This window comes from Paenibacillus sp. FSL P4-0176 (assembly GCF_037975265.1).
Classification (GTDB): Bacteria; Bacillota; Bacilli; order Paenibacillales; family Paenibacillaceae; genus Paenibacillus; species Paenibacillus amylolyticus.
Genome location: NZ_CP150242.1, coordinates 1,238,529 through 1,256,090, shown reverse-complemented (window position 1 = coordinate 1,256,090; position 17,562 = coordinate 1,238,529). Strand labels below are relative to the sequence as shown.

Annotated in this window: 16 protein-coding genes; 5 read left to right on the top strand and 11 right to left on the bottom strand. The window is 45.5% G+C overall.

Going from position 1 to position 17,562, the window contains the following annotated elements:
- Positions 1 to 3: 3 nt before the first annotated feature.
- Positions 4 to 1,959, bottom strand: coding sequence for a CotH kinase family protein (locus MKY95_RS05615; protein ID WP_076319416.1), 1,956 nt, complete (start codon positions 1,957 to 1,959; stop codon positions 4 to 6).
- 458 nt (positions 1,960 to 2,417) lie between these two features.
- On the opposite strand from MKY95_RS05615, the gene MKY95_RS05610 reads away from it, so the two are divergent.
- Positions 2,418 to 4,154: a HAMP domain-containing methyl-accepting chemotaxis protein gene (locus MKY95_RS05610; protein WP_076319461.1), complete on the top strand. Its 1,737-nt coding sequence runs from the start codon at positions 2,418 to 2,420 to the stop codon at positions 4,152 to 4,154.
- 131 nt (positions 4,155 to 4,285) lie between these two features.
- On the opposite strand, the gene MKY95_RS05605 is transcribed toward MKY95_RS05610, so the two are convergent.
- Positions 4,286 to 4,798, bottom strand: coding sequence for a hypothetical protein (locus MKY95_RS05605; RefSeq protein WP_076253360.1), 513 nt, complete (start codon positions 4,796 to 4,798; stop codon positions 4,286 to 4,288).
- A gap of 185 nt (positions 4,799 to 4,983) precedes the next feature.
- Between MKY95_RS05605 and MKY95_RS05600 the strand changes: the two genes are divergently transcribed.
- From MKY95_RS05600 to MKY95_RS05590, 3 genes are all read left to right on the top strand, one after another.
- Entirely contained in the window at positions 4,984 to 5,472 is a 489-nt protein-coding gene (locus MKY95_RS05600; protein ID WP_076319415.1) for a hypothetical protein, read from the top strand.
- Positions 5,473 to 5,786: 314 nt separating this feature from the next.
- A complete protein-coding gene (locus tag MKY95_RS05595) occupies positions 5,787 to 6,365 on the top strand; it encodes a TetR/AcrR family transcriptional regulator (protein ID WP_076319414.1) in 579 nt (192 codons plus the stop codon).
- A 77-nt stretch (positions 6,366 to 6,442) separates the two neighbouring features.
- Positions 6,443 to 8,629 (top strand): YhgE/Pip domain-containing protein, encoded by a 2,187-nt coding sequence (locus MKY95_RS05590; protein ID WP_076319413.1) that lies wholly within the window; start codon positions 6,443 to 6,445, stop codon positions 8,627 to 8,629.
- Positions 8,630 to 8,757: 128 nt separating this feature from the next.
- On the opposite strand, the gene MKY95_RS05585 is transcribed toward MKY95_RS05590, so the two are convergent.
- The 9 genes from MKY95_RS05585 to MKY95_RS05545 form a co-directional block, all read right to left on the bottom strand.
- Positions 8,758 to 9,099 carry a DUF4190 domain-containing protein gene (locus tag MKY95_RS05585; RefSeq protein ID WP_083669865.1) on the bottom strand — a complete coding sequence of 114 codons (342 nt, stop codon included), beginning with the start codon at positions 9,097 to 9,099 and terminating at the stop codon, positions 8,758 to 8,760.
- 536 nt (positions 9,100 to 9,635) lie between these two features.
- A complete protein-coding gene (locus MKY95_RS05580) occupies positions 9,636 to 10,391 on the bottom strand; it encodes an amino acid ABC transporter ATP-binding protein (protein ID WP_076319410.1) in 756 nt (251 codons plus the stop codon).
- Between the two features lie 33 nt (positions 10,392 to 10,424).
- Positions 10,425 to 11,084, bottom strand: a complete 660-nt coding sequence (locus MKY95_RS05575) for an amino acid ABC transporter permease (RefSeq protein WP_076319409.1) — start codon at positions 11,082 to 11,084, stop codon at positions 10,425 to 10,427.
- A 112-nt stretch (positions 11,085 to 11,196) separates the two neighbouring features.
- On the bottom strand, positions 11,197 to 11,967 hold the full coding sequence (locus tag MKY95_RS05570) for an amino acid ABC transporter substrate-binding protein (protein ID WP_036606344.1): 771 nt from the start codon (positions 11,965 to 11,967) through the stop codon (positions 11,197 to 11,199).
- Positions 11,968 to 12,099: 132 nt separating this feature from the next.
- Positions 12,100 to 12,657, bottom strand: coding sequence for a DUF4825 domain-containing protein (locus MKY95_RS05565; RefSeq protein ID WP_339197466.1), 558 nt, complete (start codon positions 12,655 to 12,657; stop codon positions 12,100 to 12,102).
- Positions 12,654 to 13,349 carry a permease prefix domain 1-containing protein gene (locus MKY95_RS05560; RefSeq protein ID WP_339197463.1) on the bottom strand — a complete coding sequence of 232 codons (696 nt, stop codon included), beginning with the start codon at positions 13,347 to 13,349 and terminating at the stop codon, positions 12,654 to 12,656. Before MKY95_RS05560 ends, MKY95_RS05565 begins: the two co-directional genes overlap by 4 nt.
- A complete protein-coding gene (locus MKY95_RS05555) occupies positions 13,346 to 13,705 on the bottom strand; it encodes a PadR family transcriptional regulator (RefSeq protein WP_076253369.1) in 360 nt (119 codons plus the stop codon). The genes MKY95_RS05560 and MKY95_RS05555 overlap by 4 nt, the downstream gene beginning before the upstream one ends.
- A 297-nt stretch (positions 13,706 to 14,002) precedes the next feature.
- Entirely contained in the window at positions 14,003 to 15,508 is a 1,506-nt protein-coding gene (locus MKY95_RS05550) for an alpha-glucosidase/alpha-galactosidase (protein ID WP_339197460.1), read from the bottom strand.
- A 188-nt stretch (positions 15,509 to 15,696) separates the two neighbouring features.
- Complete coding sequence (locus tag MKY95_RS05545; protein WP_339197457.1) at positions 15,697 to 16,710, bottom strand: AraC family transcriptional regulator; 1,014 nt, start codon at positions 16,708 to 16,710, stop codon at positions 15,697 to 15,699.
- A gap of 180 nt (positions 16,711 to 16,890) precedes the next feature.
- On the opposite strand from MKY95_RS05545, the gene MKY95_RS05540 reads away from it, so the two are divergent.
- Entirely contained in the window at positions 16,891 to 17,517 is a 627-nt protein-coding gene (locus MKY95_RS05540) for a histidine phosphatase family protein (protein ID WP_339197455.1), read from the top strand.
- Positions 17,518 to 17,562 lie beyond the last annotated feature (45 nt).

Here is a 17,562-nt window from a genome sequence, read left to right as displayed (position 1 = left end):
CTCTTATTTGGATGTAAGGCTTACTTGTGCAGCGGTTTGATCCCAGTCCACGGTAAGTCCCAGTCCTTCTGAGATGAAGCGTACAGGCACGAGTGTGCGACTGTTTTGAATGATCGCTGGTGCATCAATTTCAAGTGTCTCTCCATTTACGGTTGCGGTGCTGCTTCCGATCTTGAGCACAAGGGTCTGGTTATTCAGAACAGCTGTTACCGACTTCGCCGTTTTGTCCCAAGTCACTTCTGCACCTAGTGCTTCGAGAATTGCGTTCACAGGTACCATCACTCGGCCACTTTGCTGCAGCGGGTCCTGATCCGGGAATGTGATCAATTTACCATCGAGTGTTACGGTAATGGTTTTGTCGGTTGTTCCGGATGAAGTGTTCGAACCTGTCTCTTCTGGAGTCTCAGGCAAAGGCGTTACTTCACGTCCAAGTTGCTCTTGCAGATTCGTAAGACGGTTCAGTGCAAATGTCGTCAGTGACCCGGCTGCCATGGAGCCCATGCCTCCGCCCCCACCGCCAAAGTTACCACTAGGGCGTGTCTGCGTATTATCTGTACCCGCTGTTGCATCTGTTGTACCGTTTCCAGTTGCGGCACCCGGCTGAGTTGGAGGTGTCATTCCTTCGAAACCTTCAGGTGGGGTCATGCCTTCAAATCCTGCAGGTGGTGTACCGCCCATACCACCTGCCGCGTCTGCATTTGCAGAATAAGCGATGTTGGATTCAAACTGTTCTGTCGTATAAAACTTCGTTGGGTCTGCTTCCACATAAGGACGAATCTCATCGGCAAGGTCAGTAATACGATCCTGAATGCCTTCCATATAGTCCGTCAGTTCATTGACGTAGCTCAAATATTTTTCCTTATACTCCGGCACAGCAAGCAGGTTGTTGATCATCGGTACATTTTCCATGTTAATGCCCAGTACCGGCTCGTCCACAGATACGTTTGTTGCGTTGGTGTTGGTCGTGGTTGATCCGGTCGTTGTGCCACGTCCGCCTCCAGCCGAATACCCATTGAAGGACATGTTGAAGTCCCAAGGAACAACGGTGAACTTGCCAGCGGCATCACTGTAGAGCATGTAGTTGTGCCCTTTGTCGCCGTTATAGCTGTCATAGTTGCCAAAAACCATGTTGCCTGCAATATATTGAAGCGCTGAATCCACGTCCAGTACACTTTCAATATCACCTTTTTCACCTTCTGGCATCTCGTTCAGCGTTTGGATGAAGGATTTGAGTTTGGCTTTGTCTTTATCCGTACCCAAATCTTTGGTGATTGTACTGTAGTCACTGCCCTCTTCATATTGAAGATAACTCTTCTCATCCGTATCATAGAGGACGCCTTCTTCGTAATCCTCACCATAGTTGCGCTCCAGATAGCTATCATCCACCGCTTCAACGCCAGTATAGAAACCAATAAGCTCGCCGTTAACGTACAGATTAACATAGTTCGTCATTGGTACATCCATGCCAATGCTGCGCAGTGCTTCATAGTGAAGAACTTCACGCATATACGACGGATCGGCGTAGTTATTGTTTAGTACCATTTTGTCCAGTCCAAGCAAGGTTTGTGTTTTGTCATATTTATCAAACTTCAGTCTGAAGCTGTAACGGTCCGAATCTTCCATTGAGGCTACAGCTTTCAGGGTCAGATTGCCCTTGGTGGAGAAACCGACATTGTCCAGCTTGTTGCCATCCACTTCCACACTAACATTCTTATAATCCTTATCCAGCGGACTTTCGAGCATGCTCTTCCAGTCTGCATCATCAATCGTTACATTCACATCAATGACGTTATCCGTCTGAAACAACGATTCATAAGCTTGCGTCACGCCTACACTCGTGGTTGTCGCTGTACTTTCTGCGGCAAATGCCGCATTCGGACTTCCGATCAGGCCAAAAGATGTCGTTACCATCGTCACGGATAATGCCGTTACTGCAGCTTTGCGTAATAAAATATTCAAATGATGAATCCTCCTTCTTGGGTTTCTGTTAAGCAACTGAGGCTTATGTAACCATGGTAGGGGACAAACCTTTAGTGAATCTTAAACGCGATCAAAAATGATATGTATCACTATGAAATTTTCATGGATATACAAGAAATATAATGAAAAAAAGCGCAATTATAACCTTGGAACCGGTTCATAAGTCCTATTTTGATGCGAATATCTAATATTAATATGCCTATATAACGATATATCTGAAGAGTAGAACTTACCTGGAGTTCATATACGTGAATAGCAAAACCCATTACGAAAAACTTTTAGAAACAAAAGAGAATTTGATCAGACAGGATATTTAGGGACGATTTCACAGTTTTTAAGTCAACAATTACATAGCGTGTACAACACCCAGGGTAAGTCCTTCGTCACAATCGTAGAAGGAGTGAACCATCTTGTTTAATAAGCTTCGCTGGAGTACCATGCCTTTCTTTATCAAAAATTTGGTGATTTCATTCGGCAGCATCATGTTGATCGGTGTAATCCTGATTACTGCCGCGTATCAATTGCAAAAAAATATCTTGGTTGAACAGTTGCACGACCAGGCTACCGTCATCACCCAGAAATGGTATGACGATCTCGACACTGCCAAAGTAGCAGAAGCGGCTAAGGAAAAAAGCTACTCCGGTCCTGTACAGCTGGAAATGAAAACTTATCTCGATTCCATCCATGAATTCTATCCAAACATCGCGCAAGCGTACATTTTTGGTTCAGAACTTGAGGAAGGAAACGGAACGTCCATCATCGCGATTCCAACCAACCTGTTGGAACCATTCGAGGAAGGTAATCTGCCCGCAGGTGCCATGTACCCGCTTCCTCAGAATAACGTCGTAGTGCTGGAACAGATGAAAAAGGACGGAAAGCCTGCCTTCAGTGATTTCTACACGGATGAGTACGGAACCTGGACCACTCTGATCTATCCGATTAATAACGCAGATGGCTCCATGTACGCTGCTCTTTACTTCGATGTAGATGCAAGTGCCGTTCCAAAAGGCCTGAACAAACTGCTTACGTACGGTTTGATGTTCCTGATCGGTTTCCTGATCCTGTTCATGGTATTGCAATTCATTTTGCTGAAAAGAACGTTGCTTCCGATCCGCAATCTGATGAAAGGTATCGAAGAAGTCAGCACGGGTAATCTGGACGTAACCATCGATACCGGGCGAGATGATCTGGGTATCATCAACGAGAAGTTTAATGCGATGATCCATCGCTTCAATACAACCATCTATAAAGTACAGAATGCTTCACATCACCTCTCGGAATCTTCCAAACAACTACTGGGCATTTCCGAGAAAAATAATGTGAACATTCAATCCATCAGCACCAATATTCGAGAAATATCTACTGGACTGGTGTCACAAGACAAAGCCACTGTGGAGAACGCACGCGCCATGACAGAGATGTCAACGGTAGTTCAGACGATCGCCAGCAGCTCAGCCGATGTGGCAGATGAAGCACTCAGCATGGAGCAGCGCTCCAGCACAGGTAATGTGGTGATGCAACAAGTCATTGAGCAGATGCGTCTGATCTCCGGTGCGGTGCAAAATACGTCAAATTCGATTCAGTCTTTGGAAAATAACTCGAACCAGATTAGCAACATTGTTAACGTGATTACGGAGATTGCTGGACAAACCAACTTGCTTGCACTTAACGCTTCAATCGAGGCAGCCCGCGCAGGTGAAGAAGGAAGAGGTTTTGCGGTGGTTGCAGGTGAGGTACGTAACCTTGCAGAGCAATCGCAGGAATCAGCGAAGCAAATTCGACAGTTAATTGAAGAAATTCAACGGGATATCATTCAGTCTTCCGAGGCGATGCAGTTGGGTTCCAAGGAAGTTACCAAAGGCTTGGAAGTTACCCAAGAGACTGGCGTATTTTTCGAGAATATTCTGACTGCTACGAATAAAGTTGCAAACCAGATTCAGGATATCTCCAGTTCTACTGAAGAGATCTCAGCAAGCACACAAGAAATGTCTGCCACAGCCGATGAACTGTCTGCCAATGTCAGCAAAGCAGCAAGCAGCAGTAAACAAATTGAGCAGTCAATTGATGAGCAGGAAGCCTCCATGGCAGCCATTGTGAGTGCCTCCGATGAGCTCTCGGTTGTATCCGAGCAACTGCAAGAACTGATCTCATTCTTTAAAGTACGTGCAGAATAGAATTAATAGGATATAGATAACAAGAATACGACACAGTAAAAACCAAGGCTCATGAGTGACTACACTCAAAGCCTTGGTTTTTTGTTGTTACCAGGGTAGGTGGGTAGGTTCTAGTTCTATACTTCCCGGTATCATTTAACAGACAGTATTTCTTCTGCTCTTATCATCATCTTTTTCTCATCATTGTAGCCGGATTGTTCGGATCGAAATCCAGCATTAAGAATAAGATCGGCCTCACTATTCGATATATATTGAACCTGCTCCGGTGTAAGGGTTATTTCAACTTTTTCTGAATACCAGCTATCTTTCGTTAATTTCGTTACCAATTCTTCACTGGTACTCGACCTCGGCGGGAGAAGCGTCTTGCCATCCATTTGCAGATCGATATCAAAAAGCTGTTTCGAATGGAAAATCTCGTGGTTGACATCTTGTCCTCTATACCTTATTCCCGGTTGAAAAGTGAAGTCGTGATCACCAGATTGTTGGACACTTAATCGGAGTTCATAATCACCCAATTGTCTGGTTGCCGTCATCGTCTGTCCCTCTCTTTGAATCCGGTCTGCTGTATCGTTGCTTTCCAATGATGAATCGGAACAACCGAGTAGGACAAGACACATCATCAGGATGTAGGAGAAATATTTCAAGGTAGACCTCCTCTCATTCTAATATATAATTTGGCTCTTAGATTTTGGACGCAGGGTAAGAGTTGAAAGTTTCAATTTCTATAAATTCAATTTATTTTTATTTATGGAAATAATGATATATTTTAAAACTTTACTATGATATAGTTACTCTACATTTAGCAAATAAAACCAGAAAAGAGGATATCATGAAAAAGACATTTTTGCTCAGTTTAGCTATGTTCCTACTACTTCTCCCTTTTTCCTCAACAACATTTGCGTTCCAAGAAAGACTTACGGTTTCTGAGAACATGACCTTTACAACAAGGTTATTATCAGACAATTCTAGATATTTATTCAATTTCAATGTGCAAGGTGACGTTGAGTTGAGAAATGTTAAGAAAAAAACTTTGATTTGGAGCACCAATCTCAAGGAACGCAGAGTTGTTATGCTTGTTATAGATCAATATAACGGAAGACTGAAATTGACGGACTATAGCAATACTCCCTACTGGACATCCGACAATCAGGCATGGGCCAATGCGTGGTATGGCCCGGGAAATGTACCTGAAAATCTTGTGGGCGACCTGCTAATCATGCAAAATGATGGAAATCTAGTTCTCTATAATACAAAGAATATAGCTAAAGGATGGTATCCTGTCTGGGCCACTAACACAGGTGGAGGAATACACGATTAATCCATCCTATTTGAGCCGTGAACATTAAAGATCACAAGACATCTAACATATCTGTATGTCCACCAAGGCATGTGTGATGACCAATAATATGGTTATCACACATGCCTTTTATTTTTAACAATTTATTTTGAGAAATAATCCCTTGCCCTCTTGACCCGCTTACCATCCCCCATTCATACCATGACAATGATCACATCCATCTCCCCTGTTCAAGTGCTACAGTTGTTAACGACCAACTGACCATAATAGTAAAATAGTCAATACAGGACTTACCTTACCATTATCCTTTCAACCTACAAGGAGGTGTATATGCGATGAAAACGATAGATCGAAGGCAACAGGTGATGGATTCTGCCGAGAAATCCTTTGCCTTGTTTGGCTACAAAGCCACTACGATGGAGCAGGTTGCGAGACTTGCCAATGTGGGCAAGGGAACGATCTATACTTTTTTCAATAATAAAGAAGAACTGTTTAGCGAGATTCTGCGCTCAATCATTGCGGATATGAGACAGATTACAGAGCAGACGGTGAAGGAAGAGAACTCCTTTCTGGATAACGTGCATATGAGTATGGATTCTTTGCTGGAGTATAGGGAGGAACATGAGCTGTTGATCAAACTCTTTCAGGAGGTCAACGAGTTCGGTACGCCACAGGCCAAGGAAGGTTTGCAGAAAGTGGAGACAGCCATTCTTGAATATCTGGAGCGTCAGGTGAGCCGTGCCATGGAATTAGAGCAGATTCGCAGAGACGATCCCAAGCTGGTTTCTTTTGTCCTGTTGAAGCTGTATGTCACATTAACCTCGGATTGGAACAAAACGCATCCTACGCTGCATAAGGATCAGATCAAGGATTTTGTGGCCCTCTTTCTCAAGAGTGGCTTATCCCCCATCTAGAGAAAGGTATGCCCCTAGTTTCAACACATAATAGAGATAGAACAAACGGATTAGCGTATGGATAGGGAGAGAACATGATGAAATCATTCCACGTGTTTGGGCAGGATCTGAAGTCCGCCTTTAAAAAACCAAAAGTATTTATTCCGATTCTCGTTGTACTGTTCATTCCGGTGCTGTATAGTGGCCTGTTCCTGAACGCATTCTGGGACCCCTATGGCAAAATGAATGAATTACCTGTAGCCGTGGTCAACACGGATCAGGGTGCAGTCTACAATGACAAATCACTCGAGGTCGGTCAGAATCTGGTCGATGAATTGAAAAAAAGTGATGATTTCAAATGGCAATTCGTGACTCGTGAACAAGCAGAACAAGGTATGCAAGACAACACGTATTATATGACGATTGTGATTCCGGAGGACTTTTCCACCAAAGCAACAACCCTGATGGATGAGCACCCTGAGCCGGCAGACCTGATCTATGAACCCAATGAAGGATACAACTTCCTCGCGGGTCAGATTGGCGGCACGGCGGTCAAACAAATTCGCTCCAAAGTCGCTGCCAAAGTCACAGAATCGTATACCGAAACGTTATTGGATCAGGTCGAAAAAATCTCTGGCGGTTTGGCGGATGCCGGGGATGGCGCAGGTCAGATTCATGATGGTGCGATCACGCTGGATGAGGGTACTGCTACATTAAAAGAGAACCTGTCCAAACTGGCCGCTGGCACCGACAAGCTCGAAGCGGGCGTAGTTACATTAAAAGAAGGTACGTCCACTCTTGCCCAAGGCACAGATGATCTTCATACTGGCGCGAGTGCCCTGTCCGATGGATTGTCCCAATTGGCGGCAGCAGGCACGAAGCTTGGTAACGGTGCATTGCAGGCTGCAGTGGGTGGCAAACAGTTACAGGCAGGGATTCAATCCGCTCAAGAAGGTGCAGCTAAGCTGGATGCAGGACTGGTAGCTTCTGAGGAAGGAAGTGCAAAGCTGACTGCTGGGCTGCAAAGTTCTGTTGAGGGCAGTGGCAAAGTAAGCGAAGGTGCTAAGGCCGTTGCGCAAGGTCTTGCTCAATTGGCCGAAGCGAGTCCCGAGCTTACCGCAAGTCCAGCTGTGCAGCAACTCCTGGCAGCAAGTCAGGCAGTTGCCGCTGGCAGCGAACAAGTGTATCAGGGCGGGCAGCAATTGGTCGCTGGCAGTCAAAACCTGCATGCTGCACAGCAACAACTGCATCAAGGCAGCAGCCAGTTGGTACAGGGTGAACAACAACTGGTACAAGGAGCTACGCAGTTATCCGCCGGACAAGAAAAGCTTGCAACGGGGCTGAAACAGTTCAATTCCAAATTATCCGAAGCAGCCGCTGGCGGAGCCAAACTTGCGGATGGTTCAGGTCAATTGAATGCTGGTACAAGCAAGTTGGTTGCGGGTGTAAGCCAGTTCTCAGACGGCATCTCAACCCTTGCAGATGGCTCACATAAGCTCGATAACGGTGCTGGTCAATTAAAAGAAGGTACGCTTAAGTTAACAGATGGCTCTGGTGAACTTGCCACCAAGTTGAATGAAGCGGCTGAGCAGACGGGCAGTGTGAAAAAGACGGATGAGCTGGTAACCATGTATGCAGAGCCTGTTCAGGTCGATGAACATAAATATAATGAGGTACCTAACTACGGTACAGGATTCTCGCCATACTTCCTGTCACTCGGGCTATTTGTCGGCGCATTGATTGCCACACTGGTTGTACCCACACGTGGCAGCACAGTTAGCCAAGCAAGTGGCTGGAATCGTTTTGTGAGTAAAACGCTGGCTTTCACACTCATGAGTGCAGCGCAGTCCCTGCTTGCTTCATGGCTGGTCTTATACGGCTTGGGTCTGGATGTTCAGAGCGTTCCATTGTTCCTCTTATTCAGCTTTGTTACCAGCCTAAGCTTCATGTACATCATTCAGGCGCTAGTGACGTGGCTAGAGAATCCGGGACGATTCCTCGCGATTCTGATGCTGATCTTCCAGCTCACCACCAGCGCAGGCACCTTCCCGCTCGAACTGATTCCAAATTGGCTGAAAGTGTTTAATCCATGGCTGCCTATGACCTATTCGGTAACAGGTTATAAAGCAGTTATCTCAAGTGGACAGTTCGGTGTGGCTTGGGATCAGATTGGTATTCTGTGCATCTTCGCCGTGATTGGCCTGGGAGGAACCTTAACGTATTTCCTGATGCCTCATACCACGGAGAACGCAAACGTCAGCAGTGAAGTCTCACTTCACCTGTAAAAAGTAAAATAAAAAGCAAAGGCATGTACCTAAGCCGCACCCTCTTCTGGACAACAAGAGGTGTGAGTTAAAGTACGCCTTTGCTTTTTTAGTTTGAGATAAAATCTAAGTTTGCTAACTTCATATTTCTAGTATGTAGAGTAAATGTCAGAACTTGAGATAGCGAAACTAAACAATAGCACGAGCAAAATAAGTAATACATACATCGCTGTACCGATGATTCCACAAACAAGTCCAGCAATGGCCAATCCTCTGCCTTGCTCCATGCGAACTCTGATCTCTTTGAAGGCTAAAGATGCAAATATAATCGCGACGATTCCAATTAAAATTCCCACATAAGGAATCGTGACGGACAGAATCCCCAAAACTAGTGATACAATCGACTTACTATTGGTCTTTGGTACTACATAAGGCGGTGGTGGCAATGTATCGTTATAATAACGATCTACATCATTTTCGCGATGTTCCAAGGTAAATCCTCCCTGTTCTTTAAGTATGTTCATTATAATCGATTATTAGGAAAAACAATATCCATATTGTGTTAATTATAAATTACTATATAAATCCATAATCTTATAGATTGTACTTCAAGGATATGAATTTAAGAACCGTTTATCCTTGTGATGATATAAATCAAGAATACTTCTAACATATAGATATTATTATAGTCGTAATACTTTTCTGAATATCTTTGGGGGATCACTACGATGAGAATCGATAAAGTCATGAATATACTTATGATTTTGATGCTTGTGATCATCGCTGTTTATCGAAATAATGTAGCTGTACTATGTTTTAGTATTATTTTGTTTGGAATCATGAGTTATACGACATTTAGAATTCGAACCCATTGGAATGTAGCAACTTATATCTTGTTGACCCTTGTACTGATTATCTGGAACATATACCTGTGGACATAAGCTATTACTTTCAAAAAAAAAGAACGCACTCCCTTATTACTCATAGGATTGCGTTCTTTTGACATTTCTTAGATTTGGAATGCCTTCTATCCTTCCACTTTCACCCGCTGTAAAAACGTCCGGGTACGTGCGAGCCTCGGATTGCCGAAAATCTGCTCTGGTGGACCTGCCTCTGCAATCTCCCCGTTATCCATGAAAAATACACGATCCGCAACGTCACGGGCGAAGCCCATCTCATGCGTGACAATCATCATGGTCATATTTTCCTGTGCAAGTTGTTTGATTACGCGTAGTACCTCCCCGGTCAGCTCTGGATCGAGTGCCGATGTCGGCTCATCAAACAGGAGGATATCCGGTTGCATCATCAGTGCACGAGCGATGGCTACACGCTGTTTCTGTCCACCGGACAGATTACCAGGGTAGACATCGGCCTTGTCCGAAAGCCCTACTTTGCCGAGTAATTCCAGACTGCGGTACCGAATGACGCTTGAGCTTTCTTTTTTCAAAGTTTTCGGTGCAAGTTCCAGATTATCTTGTACGGTCAGATGCGGGAACAAGTTGAAATGCTGGAATACCATACCCATACGATCCGTCATCTTGCGAATATCTGCGGCACCCGCGTAACGGCCATTATCAACCAACGTCTGATCCTGAATGCGAATCGTTCCGCCCGAAATATCCTCCAGATGAATCAGGCTGCGCAGCATCGTACTTTTCCCCGAACCCGAAGGCCCGATCACCGCAATTACTTCGCCTGGTTCCACGTTGAAGGATACCTGTTTCAGCACATCAAGTGTGCCGAATGATTTTCTCAATTGATTTACTTCTATTATATGTGTCATATGCAGACAGTCCTTTGATTGATCAGATTTAATTTATTCAAATGAAAACCGCTTCTCAAGTGCCTTGAACAGCACGGTGAGTACGAGTGTCATGAGCAGATACATAACCGCCGCCACGAAGAAAGGTAACAGCTTTATGTCGCGATTTACCGCCGCTTGGGCGTAATACAACAGCTCAGGCACAGCCACGGCATAGAGCAGTGCCGTATCCTTGATGAGCGTAATGGACTCATTGGCCGTTGCGGGCAATACTACACGAATCATCTGAGGAATAATGACTTTGGTCATCGTCTGCCACTTTGTTAACCCCAGTACCTTAGCTGCCTCATGTTGACCTTTATCAATGGAAAGCAGTCCGCCCCTGAAGATTTCAGCGAAGTACGCCGCATAGTTCAAGATGAACGCAATCCCCGCTGCAACAAAACGATCAAACACCAGATACTCTCCAATCACCGGAAGCAACGGTAATCCAAAGCAGAAGAATAGAATTTGGAGCAGCAGCGGTGTTCCTCGCATCACATATACATACGTATGGGCAATCCATGCCAGTGGTTTAATTTGGCTTCTCATCGCAAGCGTGACCGCAAATCCAAGCGGTACAGATAACACGATCGCTAGCAAGAACATGAAAACGGTGGTCTGCGCACCCTCTAGCATAGGTTTTAAAATGGTCGATAAATAATCCCAACTCATTGTTTTGTCTCCTCTAATCTGTTAACCCCGCATTCCTCTGGGGCATGAATCGCTCCAGCATGGAATACGGGGTCCGTTTTGTTTCTAACTATATATCAGGTGTGTAACCTGCCTATTTCAAAACCTTATCTTCACCCAACCATTGGGTGGAGATTTTAGCAGCTGTTCCGTCTGCATTCAGCTCATCCAACGCTTTTTGCAGCTGATTCAGAAGCTCTTCATTGCCTTTTTTAATACCAATGCCATATTGTTCCGGTGCAAGAGATTCATCCATCAGTTTGAATGTTCCCTCTTCTTTGGACATGTAGTATCTCGCTACCACTTCATCAATGATGACCGCATCCAGACGTTTTGTCTTCAGATCCGTCAGTGCAAGCACGTTATCCTTAAATTCGGAAGCTTTCACTTTATCCTTCAGCGGACTTGCTGCTAGTGCATCTGCCGCGGAGGATAGTGCCTGCAATCCCACATTTTTACCATCGAGTTCATCCAGCTTTGTGATTGGCGAGTCTGCCAAGGTAATAGCTACCTGACTGTTTTCCAGATACGGCTTCGTAAAGAGCACTTTCTCTTTACGCTCATCCGTAATGGTGTACCCGTTCCAGATCATATCGATCCGGCCACTGTTCAGCTCTGATTCTTTGGAAGACCAGTCGATTGGCTGGAATGTGATTTCTTTACCCATTTTCTCCGCTGCAGCTCTTGCGTAATCAATATCAAAACCAACAATTTCATTTTGCTCGTCCCGGAAGCCCATTGGAGCAAACTTGTCATCAATTCCTACAACAATCGTGTTATCGTCTTTGCTTGCGGAACTGGAACAACCAGCCACAATCAATACACATATACTAATGAATAATAGTAAAATCGCTTTTTTTCTCATCTCTCGAACCCCTCCATGTCTATAACCAAAACCCAAACGCTTTAGTTCGTTACCACGTTATCAGAGATTTATAATAACATAGCATGGGAGAAGAGTCGAGTCTCTTGCTTATTTCCTTCTATTTCATGCAGCTTAATTGGCAACAATCTGTGAAAAAGCCTCTTTCACTTGTCCCGGTTCCACCAGCTTCTCGCGTACAGTCGAATTCCATAACTCCGGATTCTGAAGCTCCTTTAATTCCGTACCTGTCCATTGTTGGGCAGATTCACGACGTAAGGTATGGCTGGTATTGTCAAACTGGTAGACGATCTGCTCCAGATTATCGATCATAACAAAGTTCGCAACCGCATTATATACGAGTATCCGCTCAAGTTCCTCTGCATCCATCTCACGCGTATCCAAGCTATAATTCACTTGAGCTGTGAACGTCTCCGGGTACAGTTGGTAACCATTCAATCTTTCACGTAAAGGTAAAGCCTGATTCAGATGACTAAGGTTTGAATTATCACCCATGTAGGGACTGCGATATTTGGCTAAAGCGGCAAAATTATGTGTCAGCGGATTCTGCTGCTCTTCCTCGTACCGAGTCTGTTTCGCCTCGATCTTCGGATTAACCAAGCCTTCAACAATCACTAAGCCACTGATGCCCAACACAACAAGTGTTATAATCCATATGTTTCTAATTCTCATAACGCATCACTCACTTCATACTTACTAACAATCCGATACGCCCGATGCACAACCAAAGGAATAATAACACTCAGTAATGGGATGGCAAAGGCAATGACGATCACAGCAAACTGATAGGGTCCATCCACCTGAATGGGTCGATTAAACCAGATGTTGCTTCCGAATCGTAACGCTGCCTGCGTTCCCCATAGTACGAGTATTAATGCTGCCCACAACCACCATATCCTGCGATTCCACTGCACTAAGGCAGGGATTCGAATAACCGTGGTTTTCACGGAGGTTGCAGAATCGTTCGTCTTGTTGATCAACAGATACAATACATACATGCCACCAACAATGAGACTCACGATCATAAGCAGATTGTTTATGGCGGAGCCTTGCATCAGCACTCTCATTGGAATGGTAATGATCCAGGCTACGAGGCTATAAATCAGAGCAGACTGCAACAACGCTGTCCAGTAAGGAACACGTTGTACCCTTCGATGGTCACTCATCACTTCATCCATACCAGCGATATGCTGAATGGCGGTCTGGAACGCCTTCTCTTCACTCATCCCCTGCGAGATATAATCGTCAATCCGCGCAGCGAGATTGCTGTGAATCTCTTCTTTTAATTCTCGATTGTCTAATGTATCTTGTGCGTGAGCGAACAAACGATTCACATGACGAGTGATGCGAGCTTCCAATCTCATAGGTCTTCATCTCCTTTTTCTCCAGTGACAATCATGCAATCAATCAGTGCCTTGGCTGCTTGCCAAGCATGAACCTGCTCTCTATAGGCTTTAAGGCCTTGCGTTGTAATTCGGTAATATTTGCGTCGTCCTCCCTGCGTCTCTTCCCCCCAGTAGGACTCCACATATCCACTCTTCTCCAGCCTCTTCAAACTGGAATAAAGCGTAGGTTCCTTCAATTCAAACTGCTCTCCGCTCTTACGATAGATCTCCTTAATAATGCTGTAGCCATAGTTATCTGCGGGTATAAGTACACTCAGAATGATGGGGTCAATATTGCCCCGAATCAGATCACTGTTAATCACTTGCACATCCATCTACGAGTTTCACCGACTTTCTTCCGTCCTGTGTATACTATAAGACATATTACTATGTCTGTAAAGGTAATATGCATCGTGTAGTATATCCTTAACAAGCAAAGCAACCTTTATCCCCTTATCTCCATCTGAAAGATATTGGGAGGTGATAGAATGAAATCGCTAACTAGTACAGATCAAGGAAACGAATTGATGCGGTCTATGTAGAAAAAGGCCAACTCTCCATCTGGAGAATCTGGCCTTTTTCTGTGTTTCTATCTTTTCTATACTCTTGTAAGCTCCTACTCACTCTCAACCCTATTGCTGCACTTTCTCGCGATCTTTCCCTTTATCGGATTCACCCGCGTTTTTGTTCGCGGCATCGCGATCCTGCTGCATCTCTTCCACCGTTTTCACCTTAAGACGTGCTGCACCTTCATATTCCTTTGTTGGAATAAGGTCGCCAGCAGCGAGTCTCGCTTCTGCGGCAGCGATAGCGTCACCATACTGTGGCAACCACTGGGCCTGTGCAACCAGCATCTCGTCGACCATCTGCCAGATTTCTTTTGGATTACATACGGCACCCACGAGCGGGTCCATCATAAATGCCTGACGAAGTAATTTGTCGTCTCCGTTCACCGCGGCTTCAACCGCGAGCCGTTGCACGGAAATACTCACATTACATACCGCCGCCGGGCCAAGGGGCAGATCCCCTACATGCGGCATAGAGATCCCGTTGCGATCCACATATCCCGGTGCCTCAATAATCGCATCATCCGGCAGGTTGGAGATGACTCCATTATTAACGGTATTGAAATGTCCACGATAGACACGTCCCGTCTCCAGCCCTTCAATAATGTATGAACCGTGCTCCTCGCCCCGTTTTTCCGGAATGAATTGCATCGGTTCATCCTTCATCCAGTTAGGAAAATCAGTCTCAAACCAGTTGCGCCCCTCGGTACATACGCGCAGATACCCACCTGTCTCTCCATTGATCCAGTTGCCCAGGTCGATCCATTCGTTGATCTCTTCCGGATGTTTGCGGTACCACGGCACATATTCACTCAGATGACCATTTGATTCCGTACTGTAGTACCCGAAGCGCCGCAGCATATCAATCCGTACTTTCTCGGTGCGGCTGTACTCCGGATGTTTCTCGAAAGCTTCGAGCAGATCTCCTGTAAGGTCCTTACCTTCATGAGATGCCTGGATATACCAGGTCTGATGGTTGATGCCGGCACAGACAATATCCACTTCACTCTTTTTCAATCCAAAAGCTTCCGCAATCTGATGATGGCCATGCTGTACGCCATGACACAGTCCGATCGTCCGTACACCACCGTACTTGTTGCATGCCCATGTGAGCATCGCCATCGGATTGGAATAGTTCAAGAGCAGCACGTCCGGTGCGCTCTGTTCACGAATATCTTTACAGATGTCCAGCATCTCAGCAATTCCGCGTTGTCCATACATAATCCCGCCTGCACACAGCGTATCGCCGACACATTGGTCTACCCCATATTTCAGTGGAATGTCCACATCGGTTGCAAATGCTTCCAGTCCCCCAACACGAATCGTACACAGTACATACTTTGCATCTTTCAACGCTTCTTTACGATCTGTTGTTGGCTGAATCTGAATATTCAATCCATTCTCACGGATATCCCGCTGACACAGCTCAGTCACCATGTCCAGATTGTGCTGGCTAATATCGCAGAACGCAATCTCGATGTTGTTAAACTCGGGTACCGTGAGCAAATCCCTTAACAATCCCCGTGTAAATCCGATACTTCCTGCCCCGATAAACGCCACTTTAAAAGACATCCCTATGTCCTCCCTTAATCCGAATCTTTCGCTTCGGTTAATGACTCTCTTCATGAAATCATTGTACCAACCGCATATAGGGAAGCGTTATCAAAATCATGACCTGTTCAAGATCTTGTTGTCAAAAATCCTAACTTTTACGCGCTAGCTCCAATAATCCAGTTGTATTCGAAATAACTGCAATCGGCTCATTCATCGGACGGGTACTGACTGACATGTCGTTCCATAGAGGAGCGAAATTCAACCGGCGTACGACCTGTATATTTTTTGAACAACATATGAAAATACTGACGACTGCCTACTCCAACATAGTCAGAGATTTCCGAAATCGGGATATTCGTCTGCTGAAGCAGCATCTTGGCCTTTTCCATGCGAAGCATCGTCAGGTAGTCGGTAGGTGTGCGCTGCGTGTGCTGACGAAAAATACGATGTAAATAGCTAGGATGCAGATTGACTGCTGCCGCGATATCCTTCATCTGAATGTTGCGATCCATATTGTGATGCATGAATTCAATGGTTCGTTTGACATACAGCTCCGCCTGATCTGGCGCACTCCGGCTCATTTCTCCGCGCAGACGTGCAACACGGACCAGCAACTGAATAAACAGTGTACGCACCAGCATACCCTGTTCCGGGGACGAGAGATTCCGGGCTTCGCGGTGATGCAACCTTTCCTCAGGTGGAATAATCCTCATTGACGTGGGCGCTCTTCCTTGCTCCAGTAGACCACGCTGATCGAGTTCCAGCACCAGACTTTTCATAATATGATACACTTCTTCCGGGTCAGGCAGTACCAGATATGGAGAAGCATTAGTGAGTAGAGTGTGGACTTCTTCCTCTTCCAGCGCAAGCTGGCGGATGGATAGCTGTCCGGGAGACGAGGTGGAGAAACCAAACTCCACATTGAGCATCCGGCAAGGGACACCATCTTCCACCAGCAAACGGTGCGGGACACCTGCGTCGAGCATAATGAACTGCCCTTTTTTCAAAACGGCCTGCTCTGAACTCCCATCCGGCATCTGCACATCCACCCGGCACATTCCCGAAATAATATACATGATCTCTGTGGAATCATGATGGTGATAGGACATACGATAGTTGTACCACTGCTTGTAATAGTACGCGTAGAAACGCGGCCCGCAATCCTCTGTTCGCAATGCCTCCTGATACAGGCTTCCTGTCCAGCGCTTTGTGATGCTCATGTCCATACCCCCATTTCTACACGATCAATCCTCACTTTTCTCCATTGTAGCAATTCTGTAGGTTGAATATAAACTGTCTTCGTTAAAACCATCATTGCATTACTTAATTAGATAAATATATAATTAGTATACTATCTAATCCTTTGTGTAAACTGTCTATACTTAAGGAGGTTTCCACTCATGAGTACCACCTTTCATCTAGTGAGACATGGTTTCAAAGAACGACGAATCGGGGATGTCTCCCTCACTGCCGAAGGGGCTTTACAAGCCGAAGCCACAGCACTTCATTTTGCCAGAGCTATCTTTCCCGTTACTAAAATCCTTACCAGCCCACTTCAACGGGCCCGAGAAACTGCAAGTATGATTGCCCGCCACACCCGTTTTCATATAACCGAAGATCCTCGCCTGCGCGAACGTGCCAATTGGGGCGATTACCCGGATCAGACATTCGAAGAATTCATTGCGATGTGGGATCGATGTACGTCTGAGCCAGATTACATTCCACCCGTGGGAGACTCGGCCAAACAGGCTGGTGAACGTCTGGCCTCCCTCCTAACCGAATTAGCTAATGAAGAGCCAGAGAACAGTAACATTATTGTGGTTACACATGGTGGACTTATTACTGATTTTCTGGTGCAAACCTTTACCGAGCGTGAGCTTAACGTCTGGCATTCCGATTTTATAGCTATGCAGAACCAATTGATCCCCGAGTGCTCCATCACCACATTGATCCATGATCAAGGAAACTGCACAATTAAAGCGTTCGCTTCTACCGAGCATCTAGACTCCAACGATGTAAAAAAATGACGTAACATGGATGGCTGAGCAAACGCCAAGCTTTATCCGCAGATC